Below are 16,003 nucleotides of genomic sequence, written 5' to 3'. Positions count from 1 at the left end.
GGTGTATTTGCTTGCTATCATAGCAGCTTGAATGAGTTCAGCAGTATTCAGGATTGCCTTTTGTTACATACCCAAGCCGCCTTTGCCGACAGAATTCTTGCCTGGTTTGATCAACATGGACGCAAAGACCTGCCCTGGCAACAGCATAAAACTCCCTATTCTGTCTGGGTGTCGGAAATCATGCTGCAGCAAACCCAGGTCAGTACTGTTATCCCCTTTTATCAGCGCTTTATGGCGCGTTTTCCCGATGTGCTGAGCCTGGCCAATGCACCTCAGGATGAAGTGCTGCATCACTGGACCGGGCTTGGCTATTATGCCCGGGCCAGAAACCTGCAAAAAGCCGCGCAGCAGATTCGGGATAATCACAAAGGGCAGTTTCCAAAGGATTTGCACCAGGTTATGGCACTGCCGGGTATTGGCCGCTCCACGGCCGGTGCCATACTCTCTTTGGCGTGCGGGCAAAGCCACGCTATTTTAGATGGCAACGTAAAGCGGGTACTAGGGCGTTTCGCCGCGATAGAAGGCTGGCCCGGTGAGAAAAAAGTTGAGACTCAGATGTGGCAACTGGCTGAGCGGCTAACCCCGCTCAGCAGAACCGGGGACTACACCCAGGCTATGATGGATATGGGCGCCACCTTATGCACCCGCACTAAACCCAATTGTCATGCCTGCCCCATTGGTGATGATTGCCAGGCCAAGGCGTTGGGGCGCCAGAGCGAATTTCCCGGTAAAAAAGTCAGGAAAGCCATTCCGACCCGCCACACTATTATGCTGCTGCCTAAGTGGCAAAATCAGGTGTTGGTGTATAAACGTCCCCCAGCGGGGCTATGGGGAGGTTTATGGGGGTTCTTTGAGGTTAGCCAGGAAAGCCAGATTGCCGGGCGCGCCATTGAATTAGGGCTGCAAGATTTTACCCTAACCGAACTGGCGGGTTTTCGCCATACCTTCAGCCATTTTCATCTGGATATACGCCCTGTTTTGCTGGAATTGCACAGCGCTCCTCAGGCAAGCGGCGTGCAGGAACAAGGGTTGTTGTGGTATCAGCTTGATCATCCAGCCAATATCGGATTGGCCGCGCCAACCAAAACGCTTTTTAGTACACTGAGACAAATTGACACCAGCGCAGCCTGAGGCTGTATTGCGAAAGAGGATTGTATGAGTCGCACGGTTTATTGCCAGTTCCTGAAAAAAGACGCCGATGGCCTGGATTTCCAACTTTATCCCGGTGATTTAGGTAAACGCATATTTGACAATATCTCCAAGGAAGCCTGGGCTTTATGGCAGAAGAAGCAAACCATGCTGATCAACGAGAAAAAGCTGAATATGATGAATGCCGAACATCGTAGCTTCCTGGAACAGCAGATGGCGGCTTTTTTATTTGAGGGCCAGGACGTAGAAATTGAAGGATATGTGCCACCCAAAGGCGAATAAGCTGCCATTCGCCTGGAAAAACCGCACTTTGCTGGTTTTCTGCGCACTCGACTTGAAATGGCAATAAATCTGCAAAAAAGGAGTTGACTTAAGTCGGCGGAATCCGTTTAATACGCACCCACGACGGCACGGCCACAAAGCCGGTCAGTCAACCGAATATTGCCCAGATAGCTCAGTCGGTAGAGCAGGGGATTGAAAATCCCCGTGTCGGTGGTTCGATTCCGCCTCTGGGCACCATATAAAACAAAAGGCCTCTTCGAAAGAAGGGGCCTTTTGTTTTATGCGCTCCAGAAGGTGGATGAGAATCACCGCGGTTCGACAAAAATGCCAGGAGCATTTTTGGACGCCCGGAGGGCGGGCCTTTAGGCCGAGTCCCAGGGATGGGGCGAGCATTCCGCCTCGTTTGCAATACCCCCAATAGCGCGACAGACCGGGGCTTTTTATTTATGGCTGCGCCAGAAATATAGCTCTTTTTTTGCTGCAATGATTATTCTTCATGTCTTTATTGGTGTACAGTGTACACTATCCCTCTTAGGAAGAGAGCTGCATGATGGGTAGGGCAATAGAGTTTGTTGAAACCTCAGTCTTTACCAAGCAGATTCAAGAGTTAGCTACGGACGATGAACTTAAAACGCTCCAGGCAGAGCTTATTGCACAGCCTGAAAAAGGTGACCTGATTAGGGGCTCCGGGGGACTGCGCAAGATAAGAATGGCTGTTGGTGGCCAGGGAAAAAGCAGTAGTGTGCGGGTGATTTATTTCCTGGTCCATGCCGAAAAAATTCATCTGATCCTGGCGTATCCCAAAAGCGTCAAAGATTCTTTATCCAAGGGCGAGAAAGCCGAGTTAAGAAATCTGGTCAAGAAACTGAAAGGAGAGGAAAAATGAGTATTTTTAATGACCTGAAAGCCTCCCTTGAGGAAGCGGTAGAGATCGAAATAGGGTATAGGAAGCCTTCGCGTGTCACTCACTACGAAGTGGCCGATGTTAAGGCGATTCGCGCCCAATTAAATGTATCGCAAGTAGAGTTTGCCGCTGTGCTTGGGACAAGTGTGGATACTATTAAGAGCTGGGAGCAACGACGTCGCAATCCCACCGGGCTGGCAGCCAAAGTGCTGGCGACCATCAAGGACAACCCGGCTATCTATCGGGAATTGGCCGCTCACTAAGCAAAGCTCATTGCGCTTTTGTGCAATACATCCCAGAAGGTGTGTGATAACCACCGACACGGGGATTTTCAATCCCCTGCCCTATTCGCCATCCCACTCAGGGTTCGTTCGATCTTGGAACCACAACATTACCAAAGCAAACTGTAATTCAGATAATGCATATTGGCGCCCTGGTTGCGTTCGGCCAGATAGGCGTTGGAATAATGGTTAATGCCGTAGGAAAGCCGGTGACGCCGGGCAAATTGAACCCCCAGTTCAAATCGGGTTTCAAACAGCCAGCGCGAACCCAATGAACGGTCCATCAGATAAATATCACTGAAGTAGCTGGCGCCGGCGCCTACGCCCAGATACCAATCCAGGGATTGTACTGGAATGCTGTAACGAAGTACCGGCAGCAGGCTGGCACCCTGCTTACTTTTGTTACGCCAGGGATCTTCCCAGTGATTAAGCGCGCCTTCCAGTTCAATACTGAGCTGATGGTTAGCGATAACAGACCATTGGTAACCTGTGGAATAAAGATAGGCCAGCCGGTAGGAGTCGGCCTTCGTGCTAAGGTGCTGCTCAGCTTCCCCCCGCGACCAGCTTTGGCCGACGGATAACACCAGCCCATCTGCCAGTGCCTGTGGCATCAGAATTAAGAAAAGCCAAGCCAGTGAGTGCATAGTGGCACCAACATTGTACTGCCTGATTAAACGTTAGTTAACAATGTCAGTTAACTCAACCTGCACCTGAAACATCGCCACTAAATTCATATACCTATGCTTGCAAGCTGTGGCTGGCAGTTACGCTGTGCCCCTTCGGTTAACATCCGTAAACACTTTAATACCCTTGCAGCCGGAGCATTGGAGTAGACTTGCGAGGTTATTTTCTTCGCATAATCAGAATAAAAGGTAACCCTATGTTTCAGAAAAACATAATTGCGACCCTGGTTGGCAGCATGATGGTGTTTGGCGGATTAACTGCTTGCCAGAGTCACCAGAACACCGCGACACATGCGGCAATGACCACAGAATCTATTGGTATCGATGTCGCGGCCATGAATACGGAAGTGAAACCTGGTGATGATTTCTACGCGTATGCCAATGGTGCGTGGATGACCAATACCAAAATTCCCGATGACCGTTCCAGTACGGGTTCTTTTCTGGTGGCATTCGAGGCCACTGAAAGGCATAAGAATCAATTAATTGACGAGCTGGTCAGGCAGAATCATGTTCCTGGCTCGGATAACGCCCGTATTGCAAACTTTTACAAGGCATATACCAATGTTGCTGCTATTGAACGTGCCGGTATGCAGCCGGTCCAGACTGATTTGCAACGTATTATGGCAATCAGCAACAAACAGCAACTGGCTGCCGTGTTAGGCGGAAATATTCGCGCCGACGTTGACCCTTTGAATGCAACGAACTTCTTTACCGAGAACCTGTTTGGCCTATTTGTTACTCAGGGGCTGGCAACACCTGGCGAAGTGCTGCCATATGTGTTGCAAGGCGGGTTAGGTTTACCTGAGCGTGAATATTACCTGTCTGACGATGCTAAAATGCTGGAACTGCGAACAGCATACCGTGACTATATTGAGAATTTGCTTAGTACGGCAGGGGTAAAAGACGCTGCGGCCAAAGCAGAACGTATCTTTGCACTGGAAAGCAAAATTGCCCAGGCTCATGTCAGTCGCGAAGACAGTGAAAACTTCAGTAAATCCGCTCATGTCTGGAACCGCAGTGACTTTGATCTGAAGGCTCCGGGCATGGATTGGCAAGCGTTTTGGGATGCCGCGCAACTGGGCACGCAGAAACGTTTTGCTGCATATCATGCCAGCGCTATTTCAGCTTTGTCTGCGCTGGTTGCCTCTGAGCCGCTGCAAACCTGGAAGGATTGGCTGGTATTCCACCAAATCAACAGCCATGCCAGTGTGTTGCCTGCCGCAATTGATCAGACGCACTTTGCCTTTTTTGGCACCAAGCTCTACGGTACACCACAGCAGCGCAGTCGTGAAAAACGGGCGCTAAGTGCACTGGATGTGTATCTGGGCGATGCGGTGGGTAAGGCTTATGTAGAGAAGTATTTCCCGTCGACGTCCAAAGCTCAGGTCAGCGAGATGGTCGACAATATCATTAAGGCTTTCCATAGCAGAGTTGAGAAACTGGACTGGATGGCTGCTTCGACCCGTAAAGAAGCACTGGCCAAAGTAGACTCATTGGCGGTTGGTGTGGGCTATCCCGACCACTGGCGAGATTATAGTGACTACGAAGTTAGCGCTGATAATGCATATGCCAATGCCGTTGCGGGTGAAAAAGCGGAGTATCTTCACCAACTGACAAAGATCGGCAAGCCTATGGACAAAAGTGAATGGTGGATGACCGCACAAGTGGTGAATGCGGTTAATCTGCCGGTGCAAAATGCCCTGAATTTCCCGGCCGGTATATTGCAACCGCCCTTTTTTAATGCCGGGGCGGATGCTGCTTACAACTATGGTGCCATTGGTGCTGTTATCGGCCATGAGATTAGTCATAGCTTTGATAACAACGGCGCAGACTTCGACGCCAGTGGCGCTATGCGAAACTGGTGGACAAAAGCCGATTTTGCCCGCTTCGCCGAGCAGGGTGATGCTTTAGCCAAGCAGTTTGATCAATATGAGCCTTTCCCCGGTATGCATGTAAATGGCCGCCTGACGCTGGGCGAAAATATCGCTGATGTGGCCGGTTTGGCAGCAGCTTATGATGCTTATCGGACTTCATTGAACGGCCAGGTAGCCCCGGTAATTGGCGGCTTCAGTGGTGATCAGCGTTTCTTTATTGGCTACGCGCAGACTTGGGCAACCAAGATGCGGGAACAAGCCATGCGCAACCGAATTGCAACAGATGGTCATGCGCCTGGTATGTACCGAGCTCTGACCGTGCGCAATCTGGATGCCTGGTATCAGGCTTTTGACGTAAAACCTGGTGACAAGCTATACCTGCCGCCGCAACAGCGGGTTAAAATTTGGTAGTGTGATGGGTATCTGGCAGCCTAGCTGCCAGATACTTAGCAGACTTTTACAAATTCCTACGCAGTCTGACATCTTCCCCACAGCCCGCTCACAGATCTGAGATTCACCATTGGGCACACTGTCTCCCACAAACATAAGGAGACCATCATGATCAAAACACAAATATTGCCACTGCTGTTTCTGGGTTTAGCCGCACCGGCTTTTGCCCAGGCCGAGCCTGAGTTTTCCCCACATAGTATGGGCCTGACCTTAGGGGGCGGCAGTGCCAAGTACAAGGGGTCCAGTGAAGATGGCAACGGAGTAGGCAATCTGTATCTGTATTATCACTACAGCTTTACCTCTCAGTTTGGTCTGGAAGTGGGAATCAATGGCGGCACCGAAGCCAGCGACTGGGAATGTAAAAAGCGTGACCGGGATAACTACGAGTGTCGTAATGACCGCAAGCCCATTTTCGGAATTAATGCCGATGAACTGGATTACACTAACCTGGTTGTTGCGGCGACGGCAAACTATCCCCTGAGCGAACGTAATTCGTTGTACGGCAAAGCGGGTGCGCAGTTTTTTGACTACGAAATCAGTCAGCAAAACGCCAAACTTGCCGATGATTCTGGCGTTGGCCTGTATCTGGAAGGGGGCTGGCAGTATCGCTGGGACAATGGGATTGGCATGAACGTCGGGGTAAAATACCTGACCATGAGTGATCTAAAAGTCACAGGGATGGATGTGGGTATCAGCTACCGGTTTTAACTTAATGCACCAGCCCATTGCCGGACTGGTGCCTTCATACTCTGGTTTGAATGCGCCGGACACCCTGCTGCCAGGATTTGTATAATTCGTCCCGCTTCGCCTTGCTTAAAACGGGATCAAATGAACGGTCTTCTGTCCATTGTGCGGCCAGTTCCTCAAGGGATGCAAAAGTACCGGCCTGCAGCCCGGCCAAGTAAGCCACACCCAGTACCGTGGTTTCATTTACTTTGCTACGTTGTACCTGGGCCCCGAGCATATCGGCCAGAAATTGCATTAACCAGTCGTTTCTGACCATGCCCCCGTCCACCCGCAGGCAGGTAGGGCGCACACCGTCGGCTTCCATCGCCTTTTGCAGGTCTTTGGTTTGATAACATACCGACTGTAATCCGGCGCTGACAATTTCCTTAATACCGGTATCGCGGGTTAAGCCTAAAATGGCCCCTCTGGCATCCGGATCCCAATAAGGTGCCCCTAAGCCGGTAAAGGCCGGTACCAGCAGCACACCGTGATCTACCTTAGTTTCCCGGGCTAATTGCTCAGATTCACCTGCTTGTTCTATCAGGTGCAAACCATCGCGTAACCACTGTATGGTGGCGCCAGCCATAAAAATACTGCCTTCCAGGGCATAGGTGGATTTACCGTTTAAGCGATATGCCAGGGTGGTCAACAGGCGGTTTTGTGATTGCAATGCCTGTTCGCCGGTATTGAGCATCAGAAAGCAACCCGTGCCATAAGTGCTCTTGGCCATGCCCTTTTCAAAGCAGCATTGGCCAACCAGGGCCGCCTGTTGATCCCCTGCCATGGCCAGAATCGCAATCGCGCCGCCAAACCAACTGGTATCAGTATTGCCAAATTCACAAGCGCTGTCTTTCACTTCGGGCAGCAAAGCGGCGGGAATATCAAACAGCCTGAGCAGATCCAGATCCCATTGCTGAGCATGAATATCAAACAGCAATGTGCGCGATGCATTAGTGGCATCGGTGGCATGTACCCGCCCCTTGGTTAAGTGCCAAAGCAGGTAGCAGTCCACCGTGCCAAAACACAGCTTGCCTTGCTCTGCCTTGTGTCTGGCGCCAGGCACGTTTTCCAGTAACCAGTGGATTTTGCTGGCACAGAAATAGGGATCCAGCAGCAGGCCGGTCTTGCTCTGTACTTGTGCTTCAAGAACGGGCTGGGCGTCCGTCAGTTTCTGACAATAATCTGCGGTGCGTCTGTCCTGCCAGACGATGGCCGGGTAAATGGGCTCGCCGCTGTCTTTATCCCAAATCAGGGTGGTTTCGCGTTGGTTGGTAATGCCGATACCAATAATGTCAGCCGCATTGAGCTGATGTTCTTTTAACAGTTGTTGGCAGCAGTCTAATACGGTGCGCCATAGATCGCCGGGGTGGTGTTCCACCCAGCCAGGCTCGGGATAGTGCTGACTGAAATCTCGCTGTACCATATCCACGATATGGCCTTGGCGGTCGACCAGTACGGCTCTGGAACTGGTAGTTCCCTGGTCTATAGCAAGCAAATAGCGACTCATATGACATCCTTCGTGACTGGCTGCATTAACCATATCTGAGACATCAGAGAATACCAACAGTACAGATTGCCTCTGCGTATTTATATGGATACATTGACCCTATCTGACCGGGAGTGGCAAATGGATGAATTCGACCTGTTGGTGGTAGGGGGGGGTATTAATGGTACAGGCATTGCAGCTGACGCGGCAGGGCGTGGCTTGTCAGTAATGTTGTGTGAACAGAAAGATCTGGGCTGGGCCACCTCGTCATCCAGCAGTAAACTGATTCATGGCGGACTAAGGTATCTGGAACATTATGAATTCCGCCTGGTCAGCCATGCTCTGGCAGAACGTGAGGTACTGCTTAAAAACGCCCCACATATTATCCGGCCGTTACGTTTTCGTTTACCGCACCGCCCCCATTTGCGCCCTGCCTGGTTAATCCGAACCGGGTTGTTTTTATATGATCATCTGGCTAAAAGGGTGAGTTTGCCACCGTCGGCCAGGGTGCGTATGCACCACCCTAGCCCGCTGCTAAATGACGTGGATACCTGCTTTGAGTATTCCGATGGCTGGGTGGATGATGCCCGGCTGGTCAGCCTGGTGGCGCAACAGGCGCGTGACAAGGGCGCGCAGATTTGCCCCCGCACCCGTTGCAGCGCCGTGCAACGCCAATCGGATCACTGGTTGGTGGAATTAACGTCAGGCTCAGGGGAAAAACGCCAGGTTAAGGCCAAAGTACTAGTAAATGCTGCGGGCCCCTGGGTAGGCAGATTTTTGCAGCAGGGAGTGCATCAGCAATCGCAAAACCATATCCGCCTGGTGCAGGGCAGCCATATTGTGGTGCCGCGTATTGATGACCAATCTTATGCCTATATTTTGCAGCACACAGACGGCCGTATTGTCTTTGTCATTCCTTATGAGCAGCACTTTTCACTGATTGGCACCACAGAGTTGGAATATCAGGGGGACCCGGCTAAGGTGCAGATCAGTGCTGCAGAGGTGGACTATTTGCTGAGTGTAGTAAACAGCTACTTCAAAATAAAAATTGCTGCCACAGATATAGTGCACAGCTTTTCTGGGGTCAGGCCGTTACTGGAAGATAATCAGCAACAGGCCGGTAAAGTCACCAGAGATTATCGTTTTGAACTCAGTGGCGCCAAGGATGAGCCACCACTGCTAACGGTGTTCGGCGGTAAAATCACCACTTACAGACGCCTGGCACAGGCGGCGGTCAACAAACTGGGTGAGTTTTTGCCAGCCATGGGGCGGCCCTGGACGGCAGCAGCCTTGTTACCTGGGGGGGATTTTACCTCTCTGGCTGCTTTACAATCGGAGTTGTGGCAACGCTACCCCTGGCTGGACAGGTCGGTGCTTGATCGCTATGCCCGTCAGTACGGCACTTTGAGTCATCGGATACTGCAGGATTGCCAGGCGGTTGAAGATTTGGGCGAACATTTTGGTCAGGGATTGTATCGCCGGGAGGTGGACTATTTGTGCCAGTATGAATGGGCCAGCACCACAGAAGATATATTGTGGCGACGCACTAAACTGGGGCTGCATATGAACCAAAGCCAGCAATTGCAGTTGCAGAGATTTATGGACAAAGGGTGAGACAGGAGGGGCTATGCGTATAGCGGTACTTATTGGCGTTGCGATGATTCCAGCCTTTTTGGCAGGCTGGTGGGTTGGTAAGCAAAGAATGGAACCCGTTCTGAGCGACAAGGAACAATATGTACAGGTTGGCAGCTCGCCCCAATCGCCAATTCCAGCCGTTAGCCGACCACAAAGTCAGATGAAGGAAGCAATAAAACTGTCCGGCCGCCAGGCATCAGACCATTCGGAATTTCAGTTGTACTGGCAAACCTATCAAACCGCTGCCGGGTTGTCGGTCCGAACGCTGCAAGATGAACTGACCGTACTTGCCACAAATACCGATGAGCATTATCGCCAGGGTATTTCCAGAATTTACTTCAGTCGCCTGGTAAGCCTGGATGGTGCACTGGCTTTCCAGCTGGCCCTGAGGTTGTATGGCGAGCGCATGGAAGACTTTGAGGTCTTGCAAAATGTATTGCATGAATGGGTACTTATCGCCCCCGAGGCTGCTGTAGCGAGCCTGGCTCAACTGGATGACAAACCAATAAAGCACTGGCTGATTTCCTCTGTTATACATGATCCTGCGGCTGCATCATTGTTGGATAAAGAAAGTCTGTTACCCATGCTGCCATCGTCAATGCGTCAGGGGATGTTAGTCAGACTGAAGCAGGATCTGCCACCGGAGCAAAGTTTTGAGCACTTTCTAAGCGGAAATTACAGTACCAATGAGCGGGAAGCCGGTTTGATGAATGCGCTGCTGCAGTGGGGCCGACAAGATCCTCAGGCTGCCCTGGATAAAATCATAACCAGTCTGTCGGCAAATCGACAGCGTAACTATCTGAATTTAGTGTTACGGCAGTGGGCAGAGACTGATGCCAACAGTGCCCTTAACCAGGCTCTTGTGCTGGAGAAAGGTGACGGTGATTTGATTGCCACAGTGTTGCAGGCGGTTGCAGAGCGGGACGGCCTGGCTGCCATGACACAATTCCAGCAACACAGAAACAGAATGCAACCGCATGCCGTACAGGGCATTCTGGCCACCTGGGCAACGCATGATTTGGACAGTACCTTAAGTTATGTGGAACAGAACAGTGCCTGGATTGATAAAACCCAGCTAACCCCGATGCTGAGTAATTTTGCTCAGCAGCGTCCAATTGACGCGGCGCTGTGGGTGTCTAATGCCAACCTGCCACAAGCCGTCATTCGTAATGTGGCTGGTCAACTGGTTTATGCCCATCCGGATGACGCGGAAGCATTACTGGAATACAGCCTGGATGGCAATTTACGTAATAGCCTGATCGACAGTCTGGCTAACGAAAAACTGGCAATGGGCTTTGCCGAGGCCAGTGCCTGGGTGCAGAGCAAGCTGCCACCGCAGCAATGGACAGAAAAAAGGCGTGAACTGTTGTCTAATCTGGCCCATCAGAACCCGGCCGAAGCGGCTGATTACGTGTTTGAGCAAGTGCCGGTGGACGAACATCTGGTGGCCAGTGTGGCGATGAATTGGGCATCAAGGGATACCCAGTCTGCCAGGCAATGGGTACAGTCACTGCCCACCGGACCTGCAAAAAATATGGCCATTTCAGGTTATATGCGCAACCTGAATCCCAGTCAGATTAATGATGCGTACTTTCTGCTTGAGCAGATTAGTGACGATGCCGTGCGCCAACGCCTGCAAAACCATTTAACCCAACAACTGAATCAGGGGCAATAAAGCCTGCGCTTTATCGCCTATCAGGGAGCCCTATTAACCTTGTTCGGCTATCCATTCATTGGTCAGCTCTTCAAGTAGATCCAGTGGCAGGCTGCCGGTGCGCAGGATCTGGTCATGGAAAGCGCGAATATCGAACTTGTCACCCAGTTTTTGTTCGGCACGTTGGCGCAGTTCGAGTATTTTCAGCTCGCCAATTTTGTATGATAACGCCTGACCCGGCCAGCTGATGTAACGGTCTATCTGGTTGACTACATCCGGCATGGAGAGTGCCGTATTGTTGGCCAGATAATCTATTGCTTGTTGTCTTGACCAGCCCAGGGCATGCATGCCGGTATCCACAACCAGACGGCTGGCTCGCCAGGCTTCGTAAGTTAAACGGCCAAAATCACTGTATGGGTCCTGATAGAAGCCCATTTCTTTGCCCAACCGCTCCGAATACAAGCCCCAGCCCTCACCGTAGGCGGAATGGTAGAGGGTTTTGCGAAACTCCGGCATATCCATCTCGCCGGCAATGGCAGATTGAAAATGATGGCCAGGCTCTGCCTCGTGAAAGGTCAATGCTTCCAGGTTATACAGTGGCTCTGCCTTAAGATCTTTGGTGCCGATAAAGTAGGTGCCTGACGTGGTGCCGCTGCCATCAGAAGCCACGTAATAAGCACCACCGCCGGGACTGGACTTAATATCAAAGGTGTTACGTGGCAGCGTATTGAACCACTTAGGTAACTGGCCGGCCATTTTACGGGTTATGTAGGCAGCCTTTTCCAGCAACTGCAATTCAGATTCGGCGTAGAATTTCGGCTCATTGCGCAGATAATGAATAAACTCTTTAAAGTTGCCGCTGAATTTTACCTCGCGGATGATCTGCTCCATCTCGCCACGGATACGCTTTACTTCATCTAAACCCAACTGATGAATCTGTTCTGCACTCATATTGGTCGTGGTGTAGAAGCGAGTCAGATACTGGTAGTAGTCCTTGCCTCCAGGCAAGGCGCTGATGCCCACCTGTTTGCGGCAGTTAGGCATATACTCGCGGGTAAAGAACTCAAACAGCTTGCGGTACTCAGGAACAACCACCTGCATAATCACCTGTTTACCTTGCTTAATCAGTTGCTGCTGGGCTTGTTGATTGATGCGGGATGGCATATTTGCCAAAGGGGCAAAGAACACTGAGTCTTCTACTTTATCCACCAGATGCTTGCTGATTGTCTGTTCATAGCCTGCAAAGCTTTGACAGTACTGGGTATGGCCCTGAGCAATGGCTTGCTTGAGACTGGTAAGGTGATCTTCGTTGTAGCGGGGAAAGTCTGCCAGACTGATCAGATAATCCTCATAGTCCTGTTGACTGAGAAATGACATATTGTCCGGCGCAGCGGCGAAGTAACTGTGGTAGCCCGCATAAATGGTGAAAGGATAGAAATGATCTAATTGCTGGTAACTTTGCGCTTCGCTTTGTCGTTCGTATTTAAATAAGCGATAGGTCAGCTGGTCAGCTTTTGGCAGCTGCTGCCAATCGATTTTTTCCAGCTCTGCCAGCATGTCCTGATTAAAGGCAGCGCGGCGCTCGCGACCTTGCTGAGACATATCGGGCAGTTTTCCGTTCATTCTGAAGGTATCGGGATCTTTGCGAAAGAATATCTGTTCCTTATTCGCCTGCTGCCAATGACGTGCTAATAACTGCTGCAGGCTGTCAGTTGCTTCATTAGCCTGAGCGGGCAAAGCCAACCCGATACCCAGTAAAGCGCCGCTTAGGATTAATTTGATTTTCATTCTGCTTCCTTCAAACATGGCGAGGCAGACAAACTAGCGTAAACCAGCGAAAATGCCTAGCTGCAATCCACAGATTGCAGCATAGAGGGCGTCAATGGGACTATGCAGGCCTTAGGCTGAGGCAGGGCTGTCAGGCATCAGTGTTTTAACCTGTAGCCGGTTTTAAAAATCCACCATACCCCGAACAGACAAATCAGCAAGAACATCAGAGTCATAAACAAACTCAGACCGACACTAACATCTGCTACGCCATAAAATGACCAGCGAAATCCACTGATTAAGTACACCACGGGATTAAACAGGGTAATTTGCTGCCAAACAGGCGGCAACATATTGATGGAGTAAAAGCTGCCGCCCAGGAAGGTCAATGGCGTGATAATCATGGCAGGAATGACCTGCAGCTTGTCAAAGCCGTCAGCCCAGATACCGATAATGAAACCAAACAGGCTGAAGGTCAGCGCGGTGAGTACCAGGAAAGCCAGCATCCACCATGGATGGGCAATTTCAAAAGGGACAAATACCCTGGCGGTTGCCAAAATCAGAATACCGAGAATAATTGACTTGCTGGCGGCCGCCCCGACAAAGCCGGTGACTATCTCAAATGGCGATACGGGCGCTGATAATACTTCATAGATGGTGCCAGTAAACTTAGGCATATGTATCCCGAATGAGGCATTGGAAATACTCTCGGTTAACAGTGACAACATTATCAAGCCCGGCACGATAAAAGCACCGTAACTGATGCCGTCTATTTCCACCATGCGCGAGCCGATGGCTGAACCAAACACGACAAAATACAAAGAAGTGGAAATGACCGGGGAGGCGATGCTTTGCATCAGAGTGCGCCAGGTGCGGGCCATTTCAAACAGATAAATTGCGCGAATTGCGTAAATGTTCATGCATGCTCCCTGACCAGGTTAACGAAGATATCTTCGAGTGAACTTTGTGAAGACTGCAGGTCTTTAAAATCGATCTGGTGATCGTTCAGTGTTTTGAGCAACTCGGCGATACCTGTGTGCTGAGCATGAACGTCGTAGGTATAAACAAGCTGACTGCCATTGCCCGTCAGCTCCAACTCATAGTGGTCCAAGCCATTTGGCAAGGCAGATATTGCGGTTTGCAGATGAAGTGTCAGTTGCTTCTTGCCCAGCTTGTTGATCAGACTATGTTTGTTTTCCACCAGAATTAAACGTCCTTTATTAATAACCCCGATGCGATCGGCCATTTCCTCTGCCTCTTCAATATAGTGGGTGGTCAGTATGATGGTGACACCCTGCTCACGCAGCTTTCTTACCAGATTCCACATGTCACGGCGCAAATCCACGTCCACCCCGGCCGTGGGTTCGTCCAGAAACAGGATTTTAGGTTCATGAGCCAGGGCCTTGGCAATCAGGACCCTGCGTTTCATTCCGCCTGACAGGGCCATGATTTTGCTGTCTTTCTTTTCCCACAGCGACAAACTACGTAGTAACTGCTCCAGATAGGCCGGATTAGCCGGTTTACCAAATAGGCCCCGACTGAAAGTGACCGTAGCCCATACGGTTTCAAAGGTATTGGTAAACAATTCCTGCGGTACCAGGCCAATCAGTGAACGTGATGCCCGGTAGCTGGTTAAAATGTCGTTGCCATCTACTGTAACCCCGCCATGACTTGGATTGACGATACCGCATATAATGCTGATTAATGTGGTCTTGCCTGCGCCGTTTGGTCCGAGCAGAGCAAATATTTCACCTTTATGGATATCCAGATTGATATCCTCTAAGGCGCTATGGCCGGAAGCATATTGCTTGCCCAATTGTTTGACAGATATGATTGGATGCACGACTTCTCCTTGTTGAAGTGGAACGGCAAGGATAAATCCTCAAGTAATATTGAGGTCAACAGTTTAAATGTATTTTTGCTACGGGGACGTTGCCCGGCTACTCTGATATTGTACGCAGGCCAGAATGGCGCTTAACAGCAGCGCTATCAATCCTGTTGCCGCAAATCCTGGCCCCAGAGCCGCCAAACCATAGTTTGCAATGATCTTAGCACCCACAAAACTCCCCAGTGCTATACCCAGATTACACACTGAAATATTCAGTGCCGCTGCCAGAGCAGGTGCATCCGGTGCGGCTGCCATCACCCTGACCTGGCATGCGACAAATGCAGCCATATGCGCCACTCCCCAAAATACAAACAACAGAAATGCTGGGGCACTGGGCGCTGCATACTGACTTAACAGCAGCAACACCAGTCCTAGCAGCAATGTTATATAGACAGTCGTTTGCAAAGGCTTTTTTTCGACAAGACGGGAGGCAAATTCATTACCGGCCAGACCTGCCAGGGCAAATATAAACAAGGCAACACCGATACGATTTGTCGTAATACCGGCTAACTGCAATAGCCAGGGACTAATGTAACTGTAACTGACAAACATACTGGTAAACACCAACAGAGACAGCAACAAGTGCAAGATAAAATGCGGCTTTAGCAATGCATTGCTGACATTGGTGTGCATTGTTACCCGATGCCTTATGGGGATCGCATGGCGGGTTATCGGTACAAGAACGAAGCAAAGAACGGCTAACAATAAAAGGATGTTTTGCCAGCCCAGCCATGGACTGAGTGAAAGTCCTAGCGGGATAATCACAACCAGACTGACAACTACACCCAGATTAATTTGACCTACGGCCCGACCCTGTTGTCCTGAAGCCGCGTGAAAGGCGGCATAGCTGCTGGCGATGCTGATATAGGCCGTTAACACTGCGCCCTGAATCATTCTGCAGCCTATGGCAACTTCAAATGAAGATGAAAAGGCCGTCAGCATGGTACTAAAGCCTGCCACTGCCAAGCATAAAGCCAACGCTCGTGAGGTCGACCATCGGCTAAGGTAAAACGTGATAACCGGGCCTGCCAAAGAGGCAGAAAGTGCAAACGTCGACACTAACATTCCCAACTCCTCCAAGGAGCGGTTGTAACTTGGTACCAATAATGGCAACAGTCCAACTATCAGGAACTCAAGAGTAACAAACAGGCAACAGCCTGTGATCAGAGTAAATAAAGGGGCGGCGGTTAAACCGCTACCCTGTTGATTAGCTGCCATAGCAAG

Annotated in this window: 14 protein-coding genes and 1 tRNA gene; 9 read left to right on the top strand and 6 right to left on the bottom strand. The window is 50.6% G+C overall.

Going from position 1 to position 16,003, the window contains the following annotated elements:
• The first annotated feature begins 60 nt into the window (after positions 1 to 60).
• The 5 genes from mutY to nadS all read left to right on the top strand — a co-directional run bounded on the left by mutY (position 61) and on the right by nadS (position 2,598).
• Positions 61 to 1,131 (top strand): A/G-specific adenine glycosylase, encoded by a 1,071-nt coding sequence (gene mutY / locus CSR04_RS01520; RefSeq protein WP_102794850.1) that lies wholly within the window; start codon positions 61 to 63, stop codon positions 1,129 to 1,131.
• Between the two features lie 24 nt (positions 1,132 to 1,155).
• Positions 1,156 to 1,431: an oxidative damage protection protein gene (locus CSR04_RS01515; protein WP_102794460.1), complete on the top strand. Its 276-nt coding sequence runs from the start codon at positions 1,156 to 1,158 to the stop codon at positions 1,429 to 1,431.
• Positions 1,432 to 1,592: 161 nt separating this feature from the next.
• Positions 1,593 to 1,668, top strand: a tRNA-Phe gene (locus tag CSR04_RS01510).
• Positions 1,669 to 1,978: 310 nt separating this feature from the next.
• Positions 1,979 to 2,317, top strand: a complete 339-nt coding sequence (locus CSR04_RS01505; RefSeq protein WP_425427662.1) for a type II toxin-antitoxin system RelE/ParE family toxin — start codon at positions 1,979 to 1,981, stop codon at positions 2,315 to 2,317.
• Complete coding sequence (nadS, locus tag CSR04_RS01500; RefSeq protein WP_102794459.1) at positions 2,314 to 2,598, top strand: NadS family protein; 285 nt, start codon at positions 2,314 to 2,316, stop codon at positions 2,596 to 2,598. Before CSR04_RS01505 ends, nadS begins: the two co-directional genes overlap by 4 nt.
• A 128-nt stretch (positions 2,599 to 2,726) precedes the next feature.
• On the opposite strand, the gene CSR04_RS01495 is transcribed toward nadS, so the two are convergent.
• Complete coding sequence (locus CSR04_RS01495) at positions 2,727 to 3,260, bottom strand: acyloxyacyl hydrolase (RefSeq protein ID WP_102794458.1); 534 nt, start codon at positions 3,258 to 3,260, stop codon at positions 2,727 to 2,729.
• A gap of 236 nt (positions 3,261 to 3,496) precedes the next feature.
• On the opposite strand from CSR04_RS01495, the gene CSR04_RS01490 reads away from it, so the two are divergent.
• Positions 3,497 to 5,584 carry a M13 family metallopeptidase gene (locus CSR04_RS01490; RefSeq protein WP_102794457.1) on the top strand — a complete coding sequence of 696 codons (2,088 nt, stop codon included), beginning with the start codon at positions 3,497 to 3,499 and terminating at the stop codon, positions 5,582 to 5,584.
• A gap of 147 nt (positions 5,585 to 5,731) precedes the next feature.
• The gene (locus CSR04_RS01485) at positions 5,732 to 6,331 is read left to right on the top strand and encodes a porin family protein (RefSeq protein ID WP_102794456.1); all 600 of its coding nucleotides are present in this window, start codon (positions 5,732 to 5,734) and stop codon (positions 6,329 to 6,331) included.
• Positions 6,332 to 6,365: 34 nt separating this feature from the next.
• On the opposite strand, the gene glpK is transcribed toward CSR04_RS01485, so the two are convergent.
• Positions 6,366 to 7,856, bottom strand: a complete 1,491-nt coding sequence (glpK, locus tag CSR04_RS01480; protein ID WP_102794455.1) for a glycerol kinase GlpK — start codon at positions 7,854 to 7,856, stop codon at positions 6,366 to 6,368.
• Between the two features lie 84 nt (positions 7,857 to 7,940).
• On the opposite strand from glpK, the gene glpD reads away from it, so the two are divergent.
• On the top strand, positions 7,941 to 9,449 hold the full coding sequence (glpD, locus tag CSR04_RS01475; RefSeq protein ID WP_245921282.1) for a glycerol-3-phosphate dehydrogenase: 1,509 nt from the start codon (positions 7,941 to 7,943) through the stop codon (positions 9,447 to 9,449).
• A gap of 13 nt (positions 9,450 to 9,462) precedes the next feature.
• Positions 9,463 to 11,145 (top strand): hypothetical protein, encoded by a 1,683-nt coding sequence (locus CSR04_RS01470; protein ID WP_102794453.1) that lies wholly within the window; start codon positions 9,463 to 9,465, stop codon positions 11,143 to 11,145.
• A gap of 33 nt (positions 11,146 to 11,178) precedes the next feature.
• Here the strand turns inward: CSR04_RS01470 and CSR04_RS01465 are convergent, their stop codons facing one another.
• From CSR04_RS01465 to CSR04_RS01450, 4 genes are all read right to left on the bottom strand, one after another.
• Complete coding sequence (locus tag CSR04_RS01465) at positions 11,179 to 12,912, bottom strand: DUF885 domain-containing protein (protein ID WP_102794452.1); 1,734 nt, start codon at positions 12,910 to 12,912, stop codon at positions 11,179 to 11,181.
• A 137-nt stretch (positions 12,913 to 13,049) separates the two neighbouring features.
• Positions 13,050 to 13,811, bottom strand: coding sequence for an ABC transporter permease (locus CSR04_RS01460; protein ID WP_102794451.1), 762 nt, complete (start codon positions 13,809 to 13,811; stop codon positions 13,050 to 13,052).
• Positions 13,808 to 14,734, bottom strand: a complete 927-nt coding sequence (locus tag CSR04_RS01455; protein WP_102794450.1) for an ABC transporter ATP-binding protein — start codon at positions 14,732 to 14,734, stop codon at positions 13,808 to 13,810. The genes CSR04_RS01460 and CSR04_RS01455 overlap by 4 nt, the downstream gene beginning before the upstream one ends.
• 78 nt (positions 14,735 to 14,812) lie before the next feature.
• A complete protein-coding gene (locus tag CSR04_RS01450) occupies positions 14,813 to 15,997 on the bottom strand; it encodes an MFS transporter (RefSeq protein ID WP_102794449.1) in 1,185 nt (394 codons plus the stop codon).
• Positions 15,998 to 16,003 lie beyond the last annotated feature (6 nt).

Source organism: Bowmanella denitrificans (genome assembly GCF_002887595.1).
In the GTDB taxonomy this organism is placed as follows: domain Bacteria; phylum Pseudomonadota; class Gammaproteobacteria; order Enterobacterales; family Alteromonadaceae; genus Bowmanella; species Bowmanella denitrificans.
The sequence above is the reverse complement of the archived record's forward strand: the minus strand, read 5'-3'. Positions and strand labels throughout refer to the sequence as shown.

Coding starts and splice junctions, on each gene's coding strand:
- CSR04_RS01465 (WP_102794452.1), bottom strand. CDS start 12,912: ATGAAAATCAAATTAATCCTAAGCGGCGCTTTACTGGGTATCGGGTTG.
- CSR04_RS01470 (WP_102794453.1), top strand. CDS start 9,463: ATGCGTATAGCGGTACTTATTGGCGTTGCGATGATTCCAGCCTTTTTG.
- CSR04_RS01490 (WP_102794457.1), top strand. CDS start 3,497: ATGTTTCAGAAAAACATAATTGCGACCCTGGTTGGCAGCATGATGGTG.
- glpD (WP_245921282.1), top strand. CDS start 7,941: ATGGATACATTGACCCTATCTGACCGGGAGTGGCAAATGGATGAATTC.
- CSR04_RS01505 (WP_425427662.1), top strand. CDS start 1,979: ATGATGGGTAGGGCAATAGAGTTTGTTGAAACCTCAGTCTTTACCAAG.
- glpK (WP_102794455.1), bottom strand. CDS start 7,856: ATGAGTCGCTATTTGCTTGCTATAGACCAGGGAACTACCAGTTCCAGA.
- CSR04_RS01495 (WP_102794458.1), bottom strand. CDS start 3,260: ATGCACTCACTGGCTTGGCTTTTCTTAATTCTGATGCCACAGGCACTG.
- nadS (WP_102794459.1), top strand. CDS start 2,314: ATGAGTATTTTTAATGACCTGAAAGCCTCCCTTGAGGAAGCGGTAGAG.
- CSR04_RS01450 (WP_102794449.1), bottom strand. CDS start 15,997: ATGGCAGCTAATCAACAGGGTAGCGGTTTAACCGCCGCCCCTTTATTT.
- CSR04_RS01485 (WP_102794456.1), top strand. CDS start 5,732: ATGATCAAAACACAAATATTGCCACTGCTGTTTCTGGGTTTAGCCGCA.
- CSR04_RS01515 (WP_102794460.1), top strand. CDS start 1,156: ATGAGTCGCACGGTTTATTGCCAGTTCCTGAAAAAAGACGCCGATGGC.
- CSR04_RS01460 (WP_102794451.1), bottom strand. CDS start 13,811: ATGAACATTTACGCAATTCGCGCAATTTATCTGTTTGAAATGGCCCGC.